Genomic DNA, 16,808 nt, shown 5'->3' with positions numbered 1-16,808 from the left:
GACGGGTGTCGTCGGGCTCTGGTGCGTTCCCTCCCTTTCGCTCTCCTCCCCTCCCCCCCCCCCCCCCCCCCCCCCCCCCCCCCCCCCACCGCCGCCCTGCCGCGATCAGGCCCCGATGCTGTCCTTGCGAGCCTCTTCGGCCGCTTCCCGCTCGGCCTGCTTCTTGGAGGCGATGAGGCTGGTGATCGTGGTGATGATCAGCACGCCGCAGATCACGGCGAGCGAGACCGGGATGGAGATCTCCGGCACGTGCACGCCGTTCTCGTGCAGGGCGTGCAGGACCAGCTTCACGCCGATGAATCCGAGGATCACCGACAGGCCGTAGCTGAGGTGGACCAGCTTCCTGAGCAGGCCGCCGATGAGGAAGTACAGCTGGCGCAGGCCCATCAGGGCGAACGCGTTGGCCGTGAAGACGATGTACGGGTCCTGGGTCAGGCCGAAGATCGCGGGGATCGAGTCCATCGCGAAGAGCACGTCGGTCATGCCGATGGCGAGCATGACGACCAGGAGCGGCGTCATGATCTTCTTGCCGTGCTCCCGGACGAACAGCTTCGTGCCGTGGTACCGGTCGGCGACGCCGAACTTCTTCTCGATGGACTTCAGGAGGCGGTTCTCCTCGAACTCCTCCTCCTCGTCGTCGGCCATCGCCTCCTGGACGAGCTTCCAGGCGGTGTAGATGAGGAACGCGCCGAAGATGTAGAAGACCCACGAGAAGTTGGCGATGACGGCGGCGCCCGCCGCGATGAAGATCGCCCGCAGCACGAGGGCGATGAGTACGCCGAAGAGCAGTACGCGCTGTTGCAGATGGGTCGGCACCGAGAACTTCGCCATGATCAGGATGAAGACGAAGAGGTTGTCGACGCTGAGCGATTTCTCGGTGATGAAGCCCGCGAAGAACTCGCCGCCCGCCTGGCTGCTGCCCCAGACGGTCACGCCGACGCCGAAGAGCGCGGCGAGCACGATCCAGACGACGGTCCAGATCCCGGCTTCCTTGATGGATACGTCGTGGGGCTTGCGCCCGATGAAGAAGTCGACCGCGATCAGGGCACACAGACCAAGAATGGTCAGCACCCACAGGGTCATCGATACGTTCACTGCGCCTCCGGCGTCGTACGGCTACTGATCAGCGTCGTCGCTGCCGGAGGTCTCTTCCACCCGGGCGCGGTGCGCCTCGGGCCGGCGCCCCGGGATCGTCGGCCATCGGGCCGGTCGTCCGTATTGACGGGAACGCCGCGTACGGGAGTACTCCCCTCCGCACCAAGAAGAGTACTGGAAAGACCCATGAAAGGTAAAGGTTTAGGTAAAGAGCCATTCAAGTGCGCAGGTCAAGACTGGTTCCCTGGGCTATGGCGATGCCGCTGTCAGAGCTGTCTCTCCCGCCGGGCCCTGGCCACCTCCGCGAGGACCCCGCGCAGCACCGCGCTGCCGTCCGGGACCGTCAGCGGCTCGTACGTCCACGCATGCCCCACCCAGGGGTCGGCGAGGTGGTCCTCCGGGAGCGGCGTGAGGCGCAGCAACGCGCGCCACAGGGGGTCCAGGAGCGGCCCGTACCCGGAGGCGTCCGCGCGGTCGGCCACGAGCATCAGATGCACCCCGACCTGCGGACCTTCGTCGGCGAGATAGCGCAGCCGGGTCACGGCGCGGTCGTCGAAGCCGTGCGGGAAGTCGTGCACGACCAGCAGCTGCTCGGCCGGGTCCAGATCGGCCGGCAGAGCGTCGGCCACGCCGTTGCGCACCGCCATGTGGACGAGGTCGACCCGCTCGGTCAGCCGGGTCAGTGTCTCGGTGACGCCCGCCGCTCCTCTGGCGACGGGTCCGGCGAGCACCCCGGCGTCGACGAGCGGGGCGAGCGCGCCGGACGCCGTGCCCGCCGGGTCGAGGACGTGCACGCTGAACTCGCCCGCCGGGTAGGCGGCGAGCAGCCGGATCGCCAGTTCGGCCGCGGTGCCCGAGGCCCGGGCCCGCAGGTCGTCGGCGTCCACCAGGGCCTCCGCGTCGGACGTGCCCGCGTCGATCCACAGGCCGCGCTCCAGCGGCAGCCGCACGAGCATCGGGATGCGCAGGCCGACGCTGTCGCCCTCGGGCAGACGCAGGTCGCCCAGGCGGACGGCCATGGGGTGCACCATGGGGCTGCGGTAGGCGTGCCAGCACGGGCTCTCCCAGCCCGCGTACGGTGCCGGGAGCGCCGGTTCGACGACGTCGGACTCGGCGACGAGCTGGGCCAGGTCCCGGTCGAGCGCCTCTCGCGCCCGGTCGACCAGGGCGGTGTGCCTGGCCTCGGCGGTCTCGCGCGCGGCGTCCGCCCGGCCGCCGAGGCGGCTGCGTGGGTCGGAGAGGCCGAAGACGGCGCGGTCGATCTCCTGCTCCATGCGGGAGTCGGCGAAGTCGACGGCGCTGCGGTAGGCGGCCGTCGTGCGCGCCAGGTCCTCGAACATGCCCCACACCTGGTTGTAGAGCCGCTCATCCATGGTCCAGCCGGTCGCGTCGCCCGCGACGGGGGCGGCGGGCCCGCCCGCTTCGGCGGGTGGCGCCGCGGCGGGTGGCGGGGGCGCCTGGCGGCTCGGGTGCGTGTAGTCGATCGGGGTGTCCTGGCCGCCGTGAGCCGCGCAGGGGGCGGAGGCGGCGGGCGGCAGGGCGCCGGAGGCGTGTCCTGCCGTGGCCGCCGCGCGGACGTGGGTCCCGTCGGCCGGCGGCGTGGCGCCGGGCGGAGGCGGGGGCGCCACGGCGCGGGCCAGGCCCCGCGCGACGGCGTCGTGCACGGCGGCCGCCAGCGCGTGGGCGTCGGGCACGCCTTGATCGGCGAAGAGGGCTCCGAGTCCGTCGGCGTACCCCTGGCCGATGGCGCGGACCTTCCAGGCGCCCTGTCTGCGGTACAGCTCCAGGGCGGTGACGGCCGACTCGGTGTCGAGGTCGGTGATGGTGTAGCTGGCCACCTCGGTGCCGTCGAGTCCGGTGACCGCGACGAAGGGGGCGGCGACCGCGCCGAACCGGGTGGGCCCGCCGGTGGCGACCGGCAGGGCGAGCAGCACGGTGACGCGGTGCACATCCTGCGGCATCGCGTCCAGGTCGACGGCGAGACGGTGGTCTGCGGCGGCCTGGCGCGGCACTTCGAGGCCGGGCAGGGCGGGCGCGCCGGGGTGGGCGACGTGCTCGGGGCCGCGGACGGTGCCCCGGTCGTCGGCGAGCGTGGCGCCCGCGACGACCGGGTGGCCGGCCGACACCCGGATCTCCAGGCGGGTCCGGGCGAGGGGGTGGTTCTGCCCCCTCACCAGTTCGGCGGCCATCGTCCGCCCGCTACAGACCGGGCAGGATCGCCGGCATGAGGTCCTGGAACGTCCGGCCGTTGGCCGCCGAGCCCAGGGCCGTCATCTTCCAGCCGCCGGTGCCGTCCCGGTGCACCTTGGCCATGATCTGCGCCGTGTACTGGCCGCCGCCGTCGAGCGTGTAGCGCGCGAGCTCCTGGCCGGTCGTCTCGTCGACCAGGCGGCAGAACGCGTTCTGCACTTCCTGGAAGGTCTGGCCCGTGAAGGAGTTGACCGTGAAGACGATCTGGTCGATGTGGACCGGCACGCGCGCGAGGTCGACGAGGATCGCCTCGTCGTCGCCGCCCTGGCCCACACCGCCGACCAGGTTGTCACCGGTGTGGCGCACCGAACCGTCGTCGCTGACGAGGTGGCGGAAGAAGACCACGTCCACGGGCTGCTTGTCGGCGAAGAGGACCGCGGACGCGTCGAGGTCGATCTCGCGGGTCCGCGTCCCGAACAGGCCGCGTCGCGGGGCGGCCTGCCAGCCCAGGCCCATGCGTACGGCGGTGAGGGTGCCTCCGCCCCGCTTCTCCAGGCTGATGGCCTGGCCCTTGGTCAAGCTGATGCCAGGCCCCTTCGAAGACCCGGCTGAACCGGCAGAACCGGCGGAATCGGCCGTCACGCGCTGTCCCCTCTCGTACCGTCCCCTGTTGCCGCGGCTTACGCGCGGTGAGGCAAACCCTAGGGGGCGGCACCGACAACGCCGCCACCGCGGGCGGGGTTTTGTGGCGGTCTTGCGACACACCGCCCGCTCCCCGCCCGTCGTGGCAGGTCAGGCGATGCCCGCCTCCCGCATCTGCCGCAGCTCCTTCTTCATCTCGGACACCTCGTCGCGCAGCCGTGCCGCGACCTCGAACTGGAGGTCCGCCGCGGCGGCCCGCATCCGGTCGGTCAGCTCCTCGATCTGCTCGGAGAGCTCGGCCGCGGGACGGTCGGTGGGAACGCTCTCCGCCGCCTTGCCGCGCTTCTTCTTGCCGGTGTCCGCCTTGCCGAGCGCGGGGACGGGGGCCTTGGCACCCTTGCCGTCCTTGCCGCCCTTGCGGTAGCCGGTGCCGAGCAGCTCCTCCGTGTCGACGCCCTCGCGCGCGATGGACGCCACGATGTCGTTGATCTTCTTGCGGAGGGGCTGCGGGTCGATGCCGTTCGCCTTGTTGTACGCGATCTGCTTCTCGCGGCGGCGGTTCGTCTCGTCGATGGCCTTCTCCATCGCCGGGGTGATCTTGTCGGCGTACATGTGGACCTGGCCCGACACGTTGCGAGCGGCACGGCCGATGGTCTGGATCAGGGACGTGCCCGAGCGCAGGAAGCCCTCCTTGTCGGCGTCGAGGATCGCGACCAGGGAGACCTCGGGCAGGTCGAGGCCCTCACGCAGCAGGTTGATGCCGACCAGGACGTCGTACTCGCCCGCGCGCAGCTCGCGAAGGAGCTCGATGCGGCGGAGGGTGTCGACGTCGCTGTGCAGATAGCGCACATGGATGCCGAGCTCCAGGAAGTAGTCCGTGAGGTCCTCGGCCATCTTCTTGGTGAGCGTGGTGACCAGGACGCGCTCGTCCTTCTCGGTGCGCGTACGGATCTCGTGCACCAGGTCGTCGATCTGGCCCTCGGTGGGCTTGACCACGACCTCCGGGTCGATGAGCCCGGTGGGGCGGATGATCTGCTCGACATAGCCGTCCCCGCGCGCGAGCTCGTACTTCCCGGGCGTCGCCGACAGGTAGACGGTCTGGCCGACGCGCTCCTGGAACTCCTCCCACTTCAGGGGGCGGTTGTCGAGCGCGGACGGCAGCCGGAAGCCGTGGTCGACGAGGGTGCGCTTACGGGAGGCGTCGCCCTCGTACATGGCGCCGATCTGCGGCACGGTGACGTGCGACTCGTCGATGACCAGGAGGAAGTCGTCCGGGAAGTAGTCGAGCAGCGTGTTCGGCGGGGAGCCGGGCTCGCGGCCGTCGAAGTGCATCGAGTAGTTCTCCACGCCGGAGCAGGAGCCGATCTGGCGGAGCATCTCCAGGTCGTACGTGGTGCGCATGCGAAGGCGCTGGGCCTCCAGCATCTTGCCCTGCTTCTCCATGGTGGAGAGGGTCTCGCCGAGCTCCTTCTCGATGTCGTTCACCGCGCGCTCCAGGCGCTCGGGGCCCGCCACGTAGTGCGAGGCGGGGAAGACGTAGAGCGAGTCGTCGTCGCTGATGACCTCGCCGGTGAGGGGGTGCAGCGTGGAGAGCCGCTCGATCTCGTCACCGAACATCTCGATGCGGACCGCGAGCTCCTCGTAGACGGGGAAGATCTCGATGGTGTCGCCGCGCACGCGGAAGGTGCCGCGCTGGAACGCCAGGTCGTTGCGCGTGTACTGGATGTCGACGAAGCGGCGCAGCAGCTCGTCCCGGTCGAACTCGGCGCCGACCTTCAGGGGGACCATGCGGTCCACGTACTCCTGCGGCGTGCCCAGGCCGTAGATGCACGAGACGGAGGCGACCACGACGACGTCGCGGCGGGTCAGCAGCGAGTTCGTCGCGGAGTGGCGCAGGCGCTCCACCTCCTCGTTGATCGAGGAGTCCTTCTCGATGTAGGTGTCCGACTGCGGGACGTACGCCTCGGGCTGGTAGTAGTCGTAGTACGAGACGAAGTACTCGACCGCGTTGTTCGGGAGCAGCTCACGGAACTCGTTGGCCAGCTGGGCGGCGAGCGTCTTGTTCGGCGCCATCACCAGGGTGGGGCGCTGGAGCTTCTCGATCATCCACGCCGTGGTGGCGGACTTGCCGGTGCCGGTCGCACCGAGCAGGACGACGTCCTTCTCTCCTGCGCGGACGCGCTTGTCCAGCTCGGCGATGGCCGCGGGCTGGTCGCCGCTGGGCTGGTACGGACTGACGACCTCGAAGGGTGCCACCGTGCGTTCGATCTTGGATACGGGCCGCATGGAATCAACCGTACGACCCCCCACTGACAACCGGGCTCCGTCGGCCGCTCGGGCCGCCCCGTCACCAGCCCTGCGGGGTGCGGGGCGACTGCCGCTCGGGGGCGCGGTAGGGGCGCGGGACGCCGGCCCGTGAGCGGCCCTCCAGCTGCGCCGCCTCCTGGACGTCGCGCCAGTCGGGGCGGCCCATGACCATCAGCGGGTCGAACATGACGACCACGCCGGCCAGGAGCAGGAAGCACAGGGGGCCGATCATCATGGGGGCGAGGATCCCGGCCGCGGAGTCCCCCGCCGGGGAGCCGGTGGCGGCGCCGTGCATCTCGACGCTGACGGACGCCATCCCCACGTAGTGCATGCCGGAGACGGCGAGCCCCATGACCAGACTCGCGCCGAGGCTCCACAGGATGCCGCGGACCTGGACGGCGGCCCACAGGGCGGCGGTGGCGGCCACCATGGCGATCACCACGGAGGCTCCCACGAGGAAGGTGTTGTACTCGATCGTCCCGTGAAGCCGCATTCCGGCCATTCCCAGGTAGTGCATGGACGCGACGCCCAGACCGGTGATCGTGCCCCCGGTGAACAGGGCGGGGCCGGTCGCTCCCTTGTAGCCGACGATGAAGACACCGATGCCGACCATGACGATGGCGACACCGAGGCTCGCGAACGTCAGCGGCCTGTCGTAGTGGATGGGCACGCCCTTGACGGTGAAGCCCATCATCGCGATGAAGTGCATGGTCCAGATGCCGGAGCCGATCGCGGCGGAGCCGAGCGCGAGCCAGCCGGCCCGCCAGGTGTCGGCCACGAGGAGCGACCTGGTGGTGCACCGCAGACCCAGGGCACCCCCGAGGCAGGCCATGAAGTACGCCACTATCGGCGTAACCAGCCCGTAACTGAAGCCGTCGACCGTCCCCTGCATGTGCCGCACCCCTCCCACCTTTGTTCTTGCCCGAGTTGTCCTGCGCGTTCCCCTGTCAACCACCACTGGAACGGGCGCGGTTGAGGCTGTGATTAAAGCGCACGCGGGAACGCTCGAACGATTTTCCGACAAATAAACCCCGGCATTGAACGCGGGGTGGGTCGCCGTTGGATAACTACGTTCAACCTATGACCATCCTTCGTCTGTGTTCCATCGCCCGCGGCCTGTCAGTCTCGTGCAGTCCGTGATCTCACGACGCACGAGGAGCAGACGTGTACGTACGCGCAGCAGCCGCCCTGGCCTCGGTGACGGGCTCCGTCGTCATCGGAGTCCTGGTCCTGCCCACCGCCGCGCAAGCCGCCGGCTGGCACCACAGACCCGTGATCATCGCTCACCGCGGCGCCTCCGCCTACGCCCCCGAGAACACCCTGGAGGCCGTCGACGAAGCCGACGACCTCGGCGTCACCTGGGTCGAGAACGACGTGCAGCGCACCAAGGACGGCGCCCTGGTCGTCATCCACGACACGACCCTGTCGCGCACCACGAACGTCGAGGAGCTCTTCCCCGGCCGCGCCCCGTGGAACGTGCGCGACTTCACCGCCGCGGAGATCGCCAGGCTCGACGCCGGCAGCTGGAAGGGCGCCGAGTTCGCGGGCGAGCGGATCCCGACCCTCCACCAGTTCCTGCGCCGCCTCGACGACAACCACCAGAAGCTGCTCCTGGAGATCAAGTCCCCCGAGCTGTACCCGGGCATCGAGGACCAGATCCTGGGGCAGCTGCGCAAGGACGGCTGGCTGCGGTACGGGCACCTTCGCCGGCTGATCGTGCAGAGCTTCAGCGCGGACAGCGTGCGGACCGTGCACGAGCGGCGCCCGGACATCAAGACCGGCTTCCTCGGCACCCCGGCCGTCGCCGACCTGCCCGCGTACGCGAAGTTCACCGACCAGATCAACCCCAGCAACACGACGATCTCCGCGGACTACGTCAAGGCGGTCCACGCGCTCAAGGGCCCGCACTACAAGCGGCTGGAGGTCTACACCTGGACGGTCAACGACGCCGCGACCGCGCAACGGGTGGCCGGGTTCGGTGTCGACGGGATCATCACCAACGCCCCGGACGTGGTCGCCGAGGCGCTCGACGACTGACCGGTCCCCGGCCCCGGGGCGTTGTCAGTGCCCGGCTCTACGGTGGTCGGTATGAACGCCACTGGGCAGAACGAGAGCGCACCGGCCGCGCCCGCCGCGCCGCGACCGGTCGTCTGGGCCGTCGTGGGCAGCGACATCGGGCCGCTGCTGCTCGCCGCGACGGACGAGGGGCTGGTGAGCGTGGTCTTCCACGCCACGGACGCGGTGCGGGACGGCATACTCGCGCGGCTCGGCTCCCGCTTCGGGGCCGAGCCTCTCGAGGCGCCGGACGCGCCGCGGCTCGCCGATGCGCGGCGCCAGCTGGCGGAGTACTTCGCCGGGCGGCGGCGCGACTTCGAGCTGCCGCTCGACTGGTCGTTGAGCGCCGGGTTCAACCGGGAGGTGCTGCGCGAGCTGGCGGCCGGGGTGCCGTACGGGGCGGTCGTGGGGTACGGGGAGCTGGCCCGCCGCGTCGGACAGCCCGGGGCGGCGCAGGCCGTGGGCGCGGCGATGGGGGCGAACCCGTTGCCCGTCGTGGTGCCGTGCCACCGGGTGGTGGAGCGTGACGGCGGGATCGGGGGGTTCGGGGGCGGGCTGGAGACGAAGCGGAAGCTGCTCGCGCTGGAAGGGGTGTTGCCCGAGCCGTTGTTCTGAGAGGGTCCCGGGACCAGTGCTGAAGGTGCGGTCGGGGCCGGAGCCGTCGTCGGGGTGCGTCATGGGGTCGGGGGTCTTTCGTTGGCCGTGGGTGGGAGTCTGTTCCGTCGCCTCAAGGGCGGGTCCGTGAGCGCCGGACCGGCCGAGGGGGCCGGGGAAGGGGCGACGCACGCTCTCCAGCGGCGTACGCAGCGGGTGCTCGTGGCGTCGCAGATCCTCGGCGGGCTCGGGACAGCCACCGGGATCGCGCTCGCCGCCGTGCTGGCCAAGAAGGTCAGCGGGGACGAGGCGCTGTCGGGGCTCGCGGCCACGGCGAGCGTCGCCGGGACCGCGGTCCTCTCGATGCCGCTGGCCGCGCTGATGAACGCGCGGGGGCGACGGGCCGGGCTCGTCCTGGCCTACCTGGTCGGCGCGGCGGGCGCCGTCCTGACCGTGGTCGCCGCCAGGGCCGGGAGCTTCCCGCTGCTGCTCGTCGGGCTCATGGGCTTCGGAGCCGCCTCCTCCGCCAACCTCCAGGCCCGGTACGCCGCCGCCGACCTGGCCGACCCCGACCGGCGGGCCCGCGCCATCTCCACCGTCGTGTGGGCCACCACCGTCGGAGCGGTCCTGGGGCCGAACATAGCGGCGCCCGCGGGCCGCAGCGTCGCCGGGCTCGGCATACCCGCGGAGTCGGGGCCCTTCGTGTGGGCAGCCGGTGTCTTCCTCGTCTCCGCGGTCCTCGTGCATCTGTTGCTGCGCCCCGATCCGCTGCTGACCGCGCGGGCGCTGGCCCCCGCCGCGGAGCGGACGCGCGAGGCGCGCTCCTTGCGTGCGGGGTTCGCCGCCGTCTCCGCCTCGCCGCGGGCCCGGCTCGCGCTGGTGACGGTCGCCGTGTCGCACACCGCGATGGTGTCGGTCATGTCGATGACGCCGGTGGACCTCGAACACCACGGCGCGGGCATCGAGTTGATCGGGCTCGTCATCAGCGGGCACATCGCCGGGATGTACGCGTTCTCGCCGGTGATGGGGCGGCTCGCGGACCGGTTCGGGCGCCTGACGGTCATCGGGCTCGCCGTCGGGCTGCTCGCCTGCGCGGCGCTGCTCGCCGGGACCGCGGGCGGCAGTCACGCGCAGATCGCGGTGGGCCTGTTCGTGCTGGGGCTCGGCTGGTCGGCGGGGCTCGTCGCGGGCTCCGCACTGCTCACCGACTCCGTGCCGGGCGCCGCGCGGGCCGCAGCGCAGGGGCTGTCCGATCTGACGACGAGCCTGTCCGCGGGTGTCGGGGGTGCCACGGCGGGCCTGGTGGTGGCGACGGCGAGCTATGCGTGGCTGAACCTGGCGGCGGCGTGTCTGCTGGTGCCGCTCGGCGCCTTCGCCCTGTTCACCCGGTGGGCCCGACAGGCGTAGCGAGCAGCGGAGTTCAGCTCAGTGTGAGGTGGTAGGCCTTGCGCAGCGTCTCGTGGACCGTCCATGTCGTGCGGTCGCCCTCCCGCAGCACGGCGGCCGTGCCGGGGCCCAGTTCCAGGACGGCACCGCCCTCGACCTCGACGGTGGCGCGGCCGCTGACGACCACGAACATCTCGTCCGCCTCGGTGTCGGTGACAACGCCCGGCGTGATCTGCCAGATGCCGCGGAGCTGTTTGCCGTCGGCCGATTCCCACAGCACCGCGCCCGTGACGACCGGGGCGCCCGACACGATCTGTGCGGGGTCGAGCGGCTCCGGTTCCAGTTCGACGTCCGGAACGTGCACGACGAAGGAGGCGGGGAGGGAATCGGTGAGGGAGGCGGCGCCCGGGGTGGCGTGCTGTTCGTTCGTGGTGGTCATGGCCGGTCACCCTAGATCGCCTGTGCCCCTCCCCTCACTGGACGCCTCGTAGCGTGTGCGCGGCGGGGACTGGACGGCCCGTCGAGGGGAAGACGTCCGACAGAGACGATCCGACCGACACACAACCCGACCGGCACACCATCCGGCAGGCAAGTGCTCCACCGGCACGCGAACCGACAAGCATGCGAACCGGCAAACATTCCAGCCGACCAGCACGTGAACTGATGAGCACCTGAACTGACAGACACCTTGGCGATTTACCGATTTGTCCTGGAGGTACGGCATGGAGGTCTCCGGCGTTCTGAGCGCGATCGTGATCGGCATCGTCGTCGGCGTACTCGGCCGGCTGGCGCTGCCCGGCCGGCAACGTATCGGCGTCCTGGCGACGGTCCTCGTCGGCGTCGCCGCGGCGCTGCTCGGTTCGGCGATCGCCGCCGGCTTCGATGTCGCCGACACCAAGGGCGTGGACTGGGTCGAGTGGTTGATCCAGGTCGGCCTTGCGGCGGTCGGTGTGGCCATGCTCGACCGGGGCAGCACGAGCCGCCGGCGAGTACGCCGCTGAGCCTCGCTGTTCCCGCTTCGACGACCCGCCGTGTTTCCACATCGACAAATGGGGCTCCACGCGCGCGTGGAGCCCCGTTTTCGGCAGGAGCGCACAGGCGCCTCTACGCCTTCCTCCCCCACGCCGAGATCAGCGGAGCCGTCGCCAGGTCCATCGCGCCCTGCGCCACGTTGGCCAGGTGCTGGTCGATGTCCTGGTCCGTGGCCAGGCCCGCCTCGACGAGGGTGGCGCGGATCTGCTCGACCGTCGCCGTCTCCAGGGCCGTACAGGCGGGGGACGTCAGCGGGAAGTAGCCCTCGGCCTCGACCTCGCTCAGGCCCGCCTCGCGCAGCAGGCGCGGGAGTTTGCGGCCGTACGACAGGTCGGCGCCGCGCTCCGCGAGCAGGGCGCGGAAGCCGTGGCGCAGCCGGTTGGCCAACTGCTGGGCGGGACCGTGCTCGTCGGGGCAGAGCAGCGGCTGGAGCGCCGGATCGGCGTCCTCCAGGAGGAGGACGCCGCCCGGGCGCAGGGTGCGGATCATGGAGCGCAGCGCCCGTTCCCGGTCGGGGACGTGGACCAGGACGAGCCGGGCGTGCACCAGGTCGAAGCTCTCGGCGGGCGGCTCGTCGGTGCCGACGTCGTGGCGGCGTACCTCGATGGGGGGCTCCGGCGCTGCGGTCTGCCAGGAGGTGTCGATGTCGGTGGCGAGGACGCGGCCGCCCGGTCCGACCTCGCGCGCCAGCCAGGACACCACCGAGGCGCCGCCTGCGCCGACTTCCCAGCAGCGCCAGCCACTTCCGACGCCGAGCCGCTCCAGGTGCCGGAACGTCGTGGGATCGAAGAGGGTCGTGAAGGCGTCGAAACGCCGTCCCGCCTCGGGTTGTTGGTTGTCGAGAAGGTACTCGTGGTCGCCGGAACGCGTCATGGGCCGATCTTCCCAGCAGCCGTATCCGATAGCGCGCCTTCGCCCCGGGCGGTGCCCGCGAAGGGCCCTGACAGGTTGTCGGTGCCGGCTGGCAGACTGACCGGCCGGGGCCGCTCTCGTGGCAGGGGCGGTGGCCGGGTAGGAGCACGTACGGGAACGGGCGCGAGGAGCCGAGCATGGCGATGGCGGGCAACCTGCGGAAGGTCGGTGGCCTGCGCGGGGTGGACGGGCTGCGGAAGGTCGCGCGGCTGGCGCGGCGGCGGCGCCGGGTCGATCTGAGCCACCCGGCGCGCTCCCCGCTCGGTTCGGCGGTGGTGAACTGCGTGACGTATCGCGACGGGGTGCGCGAGCGGGGCGGCCGGGACCTCGTGGAGGCAGTGCGGGCGGTGCGCAAGGCGGCCGACGGGTTCGTCTGGCTCGGTCTGCACGAACCCTCCGAGCTGGAGTTCGCCGACGTCGCCGAACTGTTCGACCTGCACCCGCTGGCGGTGGAGGACGCGGTCCACGCGCATCAGCGGCCGAAGGTGGAGCGGTACGGGCAGACGCTGTTCGCGGTCCTGAAGACGGTCTGTTACGTCGAGCACGCGGAGCTCACGGCGACCAGCGAGGTCGTCGACACCGGCGAGATCATGGTGTTCGTCGGGCGGGACTTCGTGATCACGGTGCGGCACGGGCGGCACGGCTCGCTCGGCCCCGTGCGGGAGAGCCTGGAGGCGGCCCCCGAGCAGCTGGCCAAGGGCCCGGCGGCGGTGCTGCACGCGATCGCGGACGGGGTGGTCGACGACTATCTGACGGTGATCGACGAGGTCCAGTCGGACATCGACGCGGTCGAGGCGGAGGTCTTCGCGCCGAACGGGGCACGGACCGACCCGGGCCGCATCTACCAGCTCAAGCGTGAACTCCTGGAGCTGAAGCGGGCGGTGGCGCCGCTGTCCCGGCCGGTGCTGGAGCTGGCCGGGCGGCCGTTCCCCGTCGTGCCGCCCGAGATACAGGCGTACTTCCGTGACGTGTCGGACCATCTGATGCGGGCGGCCGAGCAGATAGCGGCCTTCGACGAACTGCTGAACTCGATCCTCCAGGCCCATCTCGCGCAGGTGACCGTCGCGCAGAACGAGGACATGCGCAAGATCACGGCGTGGGCCGCGATCGTCGCCGTGCCGACGATGGGCTGCGGGATCTACGGCATGAACTTCGACCACATGCCGGAGCTGCACTGGCGCTTCGGCTATCCCCTCATGGTGTCCGTCATCGCCGTGATCTGTGTCGGCGTCTACCGGGGCTTCAAGCGCAACGGCTGGCTGTGAGAGCGGCCAGGAACCGCGGTTACCGCCCTGACCAGGCGGGGTGCCGGGGATCGTCGGCGCGGACGACGATGTCCGCCCGGTCGCCCGGGCCGGTCTCGGTCTCGTAGCGGGCGAAGGCGGGCAGCGTCCACCGGTCCGCTTCCGGCGTACGCCGCCGCAGCGCGCCCGGGGTCAGACCGACATGGACGACCAGGTCGAAGGGGAACCAGTCGGTCAGCAGGAAGGGGCCGTGCAGCAACAGGGCCCCGCCGGGCGGGAGCGCGACGTAGGGGCTGCGCGTGGCGCGGTCCGTGGCCGGGTCCCACAGGTCGGGCAGGATCCGGCCGGTGCCGTCGGGTTCGAGGGGGCCGAACACCTCGCGCCACAGCGCTCCCGTGTCGAACCAGCCGCTGTAGTACGACTCCGCGTCCTCGTGCCCGAACTCGTAGCGCAGTGAGGCGGGGCGCAGGAAGCCCTCCGTGGCGACCGGCAGGGAGGTGCGCCCGCGAAGGCGCAGGGCCTCGGCGACGCGGGCCGCGAGGTCACCGGGCCGGGCGGCCGGCGCCCCGTCGAAGGCGACCTTCGGCCAGGGGCCGCCGTCGGCCGGCTCCAGGTCGAGCAGGCGCTCGGCGAGGGCGTCGCCGAGCCGTTCCCAGGTGATCGGTTCGAGTCGCACACCTCCATGATGCCGGGCGGTGACGGGGCGCTCCGGCGGGCATGACGTGCGTCCGAGCAGCGCGCTGCCGCCGTCCGGCGGCTGTTCCCCGGCCGGTGGCTGACGGAGGGGGCGGGGGCTGATCACGGCATGCGGGGAAAGCGCTGCCTACGGCCGGGTTCTGCGGGATGATCCCGTCTCGGGCCGTCCGGGTTCCGGGGGACGGGAGTTCTGGGGGGATGGGAATGATAGAGGGGCCGTATTTTCTGCTCGTCGTGTTCGGCGCGCTGTGGTGCGGGGTCGCCGCGGGGGTGTTCGTCGCGTTCTCCACGTTCGTGATGCGCGGGCTGGGGGCGCTGCCCGCCGCACGCGGCATCGCGGCGATGAACGCCATCAACGTGGCAGCCGTGAACCCGGCCTTCATGGTCGTCTTCCTCGGCGCGGCCGTGCTGTGCGCGGTGATCGCCGTCGTCACGTTCGTGCTGTGGCCCGACGAGGGCACCGTGGAGCTGCTGCTGGGCTGCGTCCTGTACCTGGTGGGCTCGTTCGGTGTGACGATCACGGCGAACATTCCGCGCAACGAGGCCCTCGCCAAGCTGGCCGGTGACGAGGGGTCCGAGAGCAGCGGCGCGTACTGGCGTACGTATCTCAGCCAGTGGGTGCTGTGGAACCACGTGCGGGGCGCCGCCGCCCTCGCCGCTTCCGCCTCGTTCGTGCTGGCCCTCACCTGAGCCGGCCGGGGCGTGGCTCAGGGCCGGGGGGCGCCGCTGGTCACGAGAGGAGGAAGTCCGCCGCGCCGGACTTCGCTCCCTCGATGAACGCGTTGATCTCGCCGGGGGTGTAGATCAGGGCGGGTCCGTCCGGGTCCGAGGACTGGCGGACCGCGACGCGGCCGTCGGCCAGCTTCATGGCTTCGAGGCAGTTGCCCCCGTTGCCGCCGCTCCACGGCTTGTGCCAGCCCTCGGTGCCGAGTTCACGCGCGGGCATGCCGTTGTAGATCGGCTCCCCGTCGACGCCTCGTATCCGGTCCTTGATCCGGTCCATTCACAGCTCCTTGCGGAGATCGCGGAGGATCTCCTTTGTGCGTTGTGCCGTCGCGGCGTGCGCCGCCATGCGGTCCATGACCTCCAGGTGAGTGGCCACCTCTGGCCGCGCGTCCAGGTAGACGGCGCCGGTCAGGTACTCGCTGTAGACCATGTCCGGCAGTTCTGACATGGCAAATCGGAACAGGACGAAGGGCCCGTACGTGCCCGGGTGCGGCCCTGCCGCGAACTCCGCGATCTGGAGCGTCACGTTCGGCCGCTCCATCACTTCGAGCAGCCGGTCGACCTGGCCGCGCATCACGTCCGCGTCGCCGACGGGACGGCGCAGCGCGGTCTCGTCCATGACCACCCACAGCCGGGGCGCGTCCTGCCGGGTCAGCAGGGTCTGGCGCTGCATGCGCAGGGCCACGTGCCGGTCGACGACCTCGGGGTCCTCTGCGAGGGCGCGGCCGATGGCCCCGGAGCGGAGCACCCCGCGCGCGTAGTCCTCGGTCTGCAGCAGGCCCGGTACGAAGTGCGGTTCGTACGACCGGATGAGGGCGGCGGCGCCCTCCAGGCTCACGTACATCGAGAACCAGCCGGGCAGGATGTCGTGGAACCGCTGCCACCAGCCCGGCTTGTTCGCGTCCTCCGCGAGCTGCACGAAGGCGTCGGCCTCGTCCTGCGAGACGCCGTAGGACTTCAGGAGCAGCTGGAGGTAGGGGATCTTGAGCCCGACCTCCGCGGTCTCCATGCGGCGCACCGTCGCGGCTGTCACTCTGAGTACTTTGGCGGCTTCCTCGCGCTTGAGTCCGGCACTCTCGCGGAGGTCCTGGAGGCGTCGACCGAGGACGACCTGGCCGACCGTCGGCGCGGACCGCGGTTCGCTCACGCCCGTTACCTCCCAGTAGTCAACTCTCTGAAATGCAGCCGCGGACAAGAGGCCGGAGAGGTCGCCCACCGGCCGTTTCCCCACGGCTCACCCCCAATGGGCGCCGCGCGACGAGCTGTTGCCAGCAGTGTGCCATGTCCACCTACTACGGCACACTGCACTCTGCACTTTTCAGAGTGGCTCTTGCCAAGTGTTCGCGACGGGGAGATAGTGGCAGGCGTGACTCCGTCCGCGCCTTTAGGAACAGAAGCCGACGAAGCTACGCTCAGTGACCGTTCGGGCACCTCGGTGGGGTCCGCGGCACGGCGCAGCAGCTTCGAGCTGGCTCCCCACCCGGGCTCCGCCGCACAGGCCCGGCGCATGACACGTGCCCATCTGACCGGCTGGGGTGCGTGCGAGGACACCTGCGACGCGGCGGCCCTCGTCGTCTCCGAGCTGGTCACGAACGCGATCGTGCACACCGCGAGCAGACGCATCCACTGTGAACTGCACGAGCTGCGCGACGACGCCGGCGAGCGCGTGCGGATAGCGGTCCGCGACGAGGGCTGTGTGCCCGGCGCCACGCGCACCGCGGGACGGATCGCGCCCGAGGAGGAGCACGGCAGGGGGCTCCTCCTCGTGGCGGCCGTCTCCACGGCGTGGGGCGCCCAGGAGACCGGACCGGGGCTGCTGGTCTGGGCCGAGCTCCCACGGGACGCCCGGGTGGTGCCGGGTCCCGGCTCCGCGCCGGACGTCTCCGGTGGCACCGGCTGGACCTGGTGAGCGGCGCCCGCCCCGACCGG

17 protein-coding genes are annotated in these 16,808 nt (G+C 71.2%); 7 read left to right on the top strand and 10 right to left on the bottom strand.

Annotated features, from left to right (window positions below; translation table 11 throughout):
* Positions 1 to 105: 105 nt before the first annotated feature.
* The 5 genes from ACZ45E_RS34120 to ACZ45E_RS34100 form a co-directional block, all read right to left on the bottom strand.
* The gene (locus ACZ45E_RS34120; protein ID WP_468228553.1) at positions 106 to 1,095 is read right to left on the bottom strand and encodes a TerC family protein; all 990 of its coding nucleotides are present in this window, start codon (positions 1,093 to 1,095) and stop codon (positions 106 to 108) included.
* 266 nt (positions 1,096 to 1,361) lie between these two features.
* The gene (locus ACZ45E_RS34115; protein WP_468228550.1) at positions 1,362 to 3,284 is read right to left on the bottom strand and encodes a TerD family protein; all 1,923 of its coding nucleotides are present in this window, start codon (positions 3,282 to 3,284) and stop codon (positions 1,362 to 1,364) included.
* Between the two features lie 10 nt (positions 3,285 to 3,294).
* Positions 3,295 to 3,864, bottom strand: a complete 570-nt coding sequence (locus ACZ45E_RS34110; protein ID WP_468228547.1) for a TerD family protein — start codon at positions 3,862 to 3,864, stop codon at positions 3,295 to 3,297.
* A 213-nt stretch (positions 3,865 to 4,077) separates the two neighbouring features.
* A complete protein-coding gene (gene uvrB, locus ACZ45E_RS34105) occupies positions 4,078 to 6,213 on the bottom strand; it encodes an excinuclease ABC subunit UvrB (protein WP_468228545.1) in 2,136 nt (711 codons plus the stop codon).
* Between the two features lie 61 nt (positions 6,214 to 6,274).
* Positions 6,275 to 7,126: an MHYT domain-containing protein gene (locus ACZ45E_RS34100; RefSeq protein WP_468228580.1), complete on the bottom strand. Its 852-nt coding sequence runs from the start codon at positions 7,124 to 7,126 to the stop codon at positions 6,275 to 6,277.
* Between the two features lie 272 nt (positions 7,127 to 7,398).
* On the opposite strand from ACZ45E_RS34100, the gene ACZ45E_RS34095 reads away from it, so the two are divergent.
* The 3 genes from ACZ45E_RS34095 (at position 7,399) to ACZ45E_RS34085 (ending at position 10,290) form a co-directional block, all read left to right on the top strand.
* Positions 7,399 to 8,271: a glycerophosphodiester phosphodiesterase gene (locus ACZ45E_RS34095; protein WP_468228543.1), complete on the top strand. Its 873-nt coding sequence runs from the start codon at positions 7,399 to 7,401 to the stop codon at positions 8,269 to 8,271.
* A gap of 51 nt (positions 8,272 to 8,322) precedes the next feature.
* Entirely contained in the window at positions 8,323 to 8,904 is a 582-nt protein-coding gene (locus ACZ45E_RS34090) for a methylated-DNA--[protein]-cysteine S-methyltransferase (protein ID WP_468228540.1), read from the top strand.
* Between the two features lie 126 nt (positions 8,905 to 9,030).
* Positions 9,031 to 10,290: an MFS transporter gene (locus tag ACZ45E_RS34085; protein ID WP_468228538.1), complete on the top strand. Its 1,260-nt coding sequence runs from the start codon at positions 9,031 to 9,033 to the stop codon at positions 10,288 to 10,290.
* A gap of 13 nt (positions 10,291 to 10,303) precedes the next feature.
* Here the strand turns inward: ACZ45E_RS34085 and ACZ45E_RS34080 are convergent, their stop codons facing one another.
* Positions 10,304 to 10,708 carry a cupin domain-containing protein gene (locus ACZ45E_RS34080; RefSeq protein WP_468228536.1) on the bottom strand — a complete coding sequence of 135 codons (405 nt, stop codon included), beginning with the start codon at positions 10,706 to 10,708 and terminating at the stop codon, positions 10,304 to 10,306.
* Positions 10,709 to 10,991: 283 nt separating this feature from the next.
* On the opposite strand from ACZ45E_RS34080, the gene ACZ45E_RS34075 reads away from it, so the two are divergent.
* Complete coding sequence (locus ACZ45E_RS34075; protein WP_468228534.1) at positions 10,992 to 11,270, top strand: GlsB/YeaQ/YmgE family stress response membrane protein; 279 nt, start codon at positions 10,992 to 10,994, stop codon at positions 11,268 to 11,270.
* A 103-nt stretch (positions 11,271 to 11,373) separates the two neighbouring features.
* Here the strand turns inward: ACZ45E_RS34075 and ACZ45E_RS34070 are convergent, their stop codons facing one another.
* Positions 11,374 to 12,174 carry a methyltransferase domain-containing protein gene (locus ACZ45E_RS34070; RefSeq protein ID WP_468228531.1) on the bottom strand — a complete coding sequence of 267 codons (801 nt, stop codon included), beginning with the start codon at positions 12,172 to 12,174 and terminating at the stop codon, positions 11,374 to 11,376.
* A gap of 176 nt (positions 12,175 to 12,350) precedes the next feature.
* Between ACZ45E_RS34070 and ACZ45E_RS34065 the strand changes: the two genes are divergently transcribed.
* The gene (locus ACZ45E_RS34065) at positions 12,351 to 13,478 is read left to right on the top strand and encodes a magnesium and cobalt transport protein CorA (RefSeq protein WP_468228528.1); all 1,128 of its coding nucleotides are present in this window, start codon (positions 12,351 to 12,353) and stop codon (positions 13,476 to 13,478) included.
* Between the two features lie 19 nt (positions 13,479 to 13,497).
* On the opposite strand, the gene ACZ45E_RS34060 is transcribed toward ACZ45E_RS34065, so the two are convergent.
* Entirely contained in the window at positions 13,498 to 14,133 is a 636-nt protein-coding gene (locus tag ACZ45E_RS34060) for a nucleoside/nucleotide kinase family protein (RefSeq protein WP_468228525.1), read from the bottom strand.
* Positions 14,134 to 14,357: 224 nt separating this feature from the next.
* On the opposite strand from ACZ45E_RS34060, the gene ACZ45E_RS34055 reads away from it, so the two are divergent.
* Positions 14,358 to 14,843, top strand: coding sequence for an anthrone oxygenase family protein (locus ACZ45E_RS34055; protein ID WP_468228577.1), 486 nt, complete (start codon positions 14,358 to 14,360; stop codon positions 14,841 to 14,843).
* A gap of 40 nt (positions 14,844 to 14,883) precedes the next feature.
* Here ACZ45E_RS34055 and ACZ45E_RS34050 read toward each other — a convergent pair whose 3' ends face one another.
* A complete protein-coding gene (locus ACZ45E_RS34050) occupies positions 14,884 to 15,156 on the bottom strand; it encodes a DUF397 domain-containing protein (RefSeq protein ID WP_404151811.1) in 273 nt (90 codons plus the stop codon).
* The gene (locus tag ACZ45E_RS34045; RefSeq protein WP_468228522.1) at positions 15,157 to 16,026 is read right to left on the bottom strand and encodes a helix-turn-helix domain-containing protein; all 870 of its coding nucleotides are present in this window, start codon (positions 16,024 to 16,026) and stop codon (positions 15,157 to 15,159) included.
* Positions 16,027 to 16,386: 360 nt separating this feature from the next.
* On the opposite strand from ACZ45E_RS34045, the gene ACZ45E_RS34040 reads away from it, so the two are divergent.
* On the top strand, positions 16,387 to 16,788 hold the full coding sequence (locus tag ACZ45E_RS34040; protein ID WP_468228519.1) for an ATP-binding protein: 402 nt from the start codon (positions 16,387 to 16,389) through the stop codon (positions 16,786 to 16,788).
* Positions 16,789 to 16,808 lie beyond the last annotated feature (20 nt).

The organism is Streptomyces sp. NPDC030991 (genome assembly GCF_055571235.1).
This window is presented reverse-complemented; position numbering and strand designations above follow the sequence as displayed.

What these genes read in the sequence shown, in the direction of transcription:
- uvrB (WP_468228545.1), bottom strand. Translation starts at nt 6,213, where the DNA reads ATGCGGCCCGTATCCAAGATCGAACGCACGGTGGCACCCTTCGAGGTC.
- ACZ45E_RS34115 (WP_468228550.1), bottom strand. Translation starts at nt 3,284, where the DNA reads ATGGCCGCCGAACTGGTGAGGGGGCAGAACCACCCCCTCGCCCGGACC.
- ACZ45E_RS34040 (WP_468228519.1), top strand. Translation starts at nt 16,387, where the DNA reads ATGACACGTGCCCATCTGACCGGCTGGGGTGCGTGCGAGGACACCTGC.
- ACZ45E_RS34090 (WP_468228540.1), top strand. Translation starts at nt 8,323, where the DNA reads ATGAACGCCACTGGGCAGAACGAGAGCGCACCGGCCGCGCCCGCCGCG.
- ACZ45E_RS34100 (WP_468228580.1), bottom strand. Translation starts at nt 7,126, where the DNA reads ATGCAGGGGACGGTCGACGGCTTCAGTTACGGGCTGGTTACGCCGATA.
- ACZ45E_RS34055 (WP_468228577.1), top strand. Translation starts at nt 14,358, where the DNA reads ATGATAGAGGGGCCGTATTTTCTGCTCGTCGTGTTCGGCGCGCTGTGG.
- ACZ45E_RS34080 (WP_468228536.1), bottom strand. Translation starts at nt 10,708, where the DNA reads ATGACCACCACGAACGAACAGCACGCCACCCCGGGCGCCGCCTCCCTC.
- ACZ45E_RS34050 (WP_404151811.1), bottom strand. Translation starts at nt 15,156, where the DNA reads ATGGACCGGATCAAGGACCGGATACGAGGCGTCGACGGGGAGCCGATC.
- ACZ45E_RS34070 (WP_468228531.1), bottom strand. Translation starts at nt 12,174, where the DNA reads ATGACGCGTTCCGGCGACCACGAGTACCTTCTCGACAACCAACAACCC.
- ACZ45E_RS34075 (WP_468228534.1), top strand. Translation starts at nt 10,992, where the DNA reads ATGGAGGTCTCCGGCGTTCTGAGCGCGATCGTGATCGGCATCGTCGTC.
- ACZ45E_RS34065 (WP_468228528.1), top strand. Translation starts at nt 12,351, where the DNA reads ATGGCGATGGCGGGCAACCTGCGGAAGGTCGGTGGCCTGCGCGGGGTG.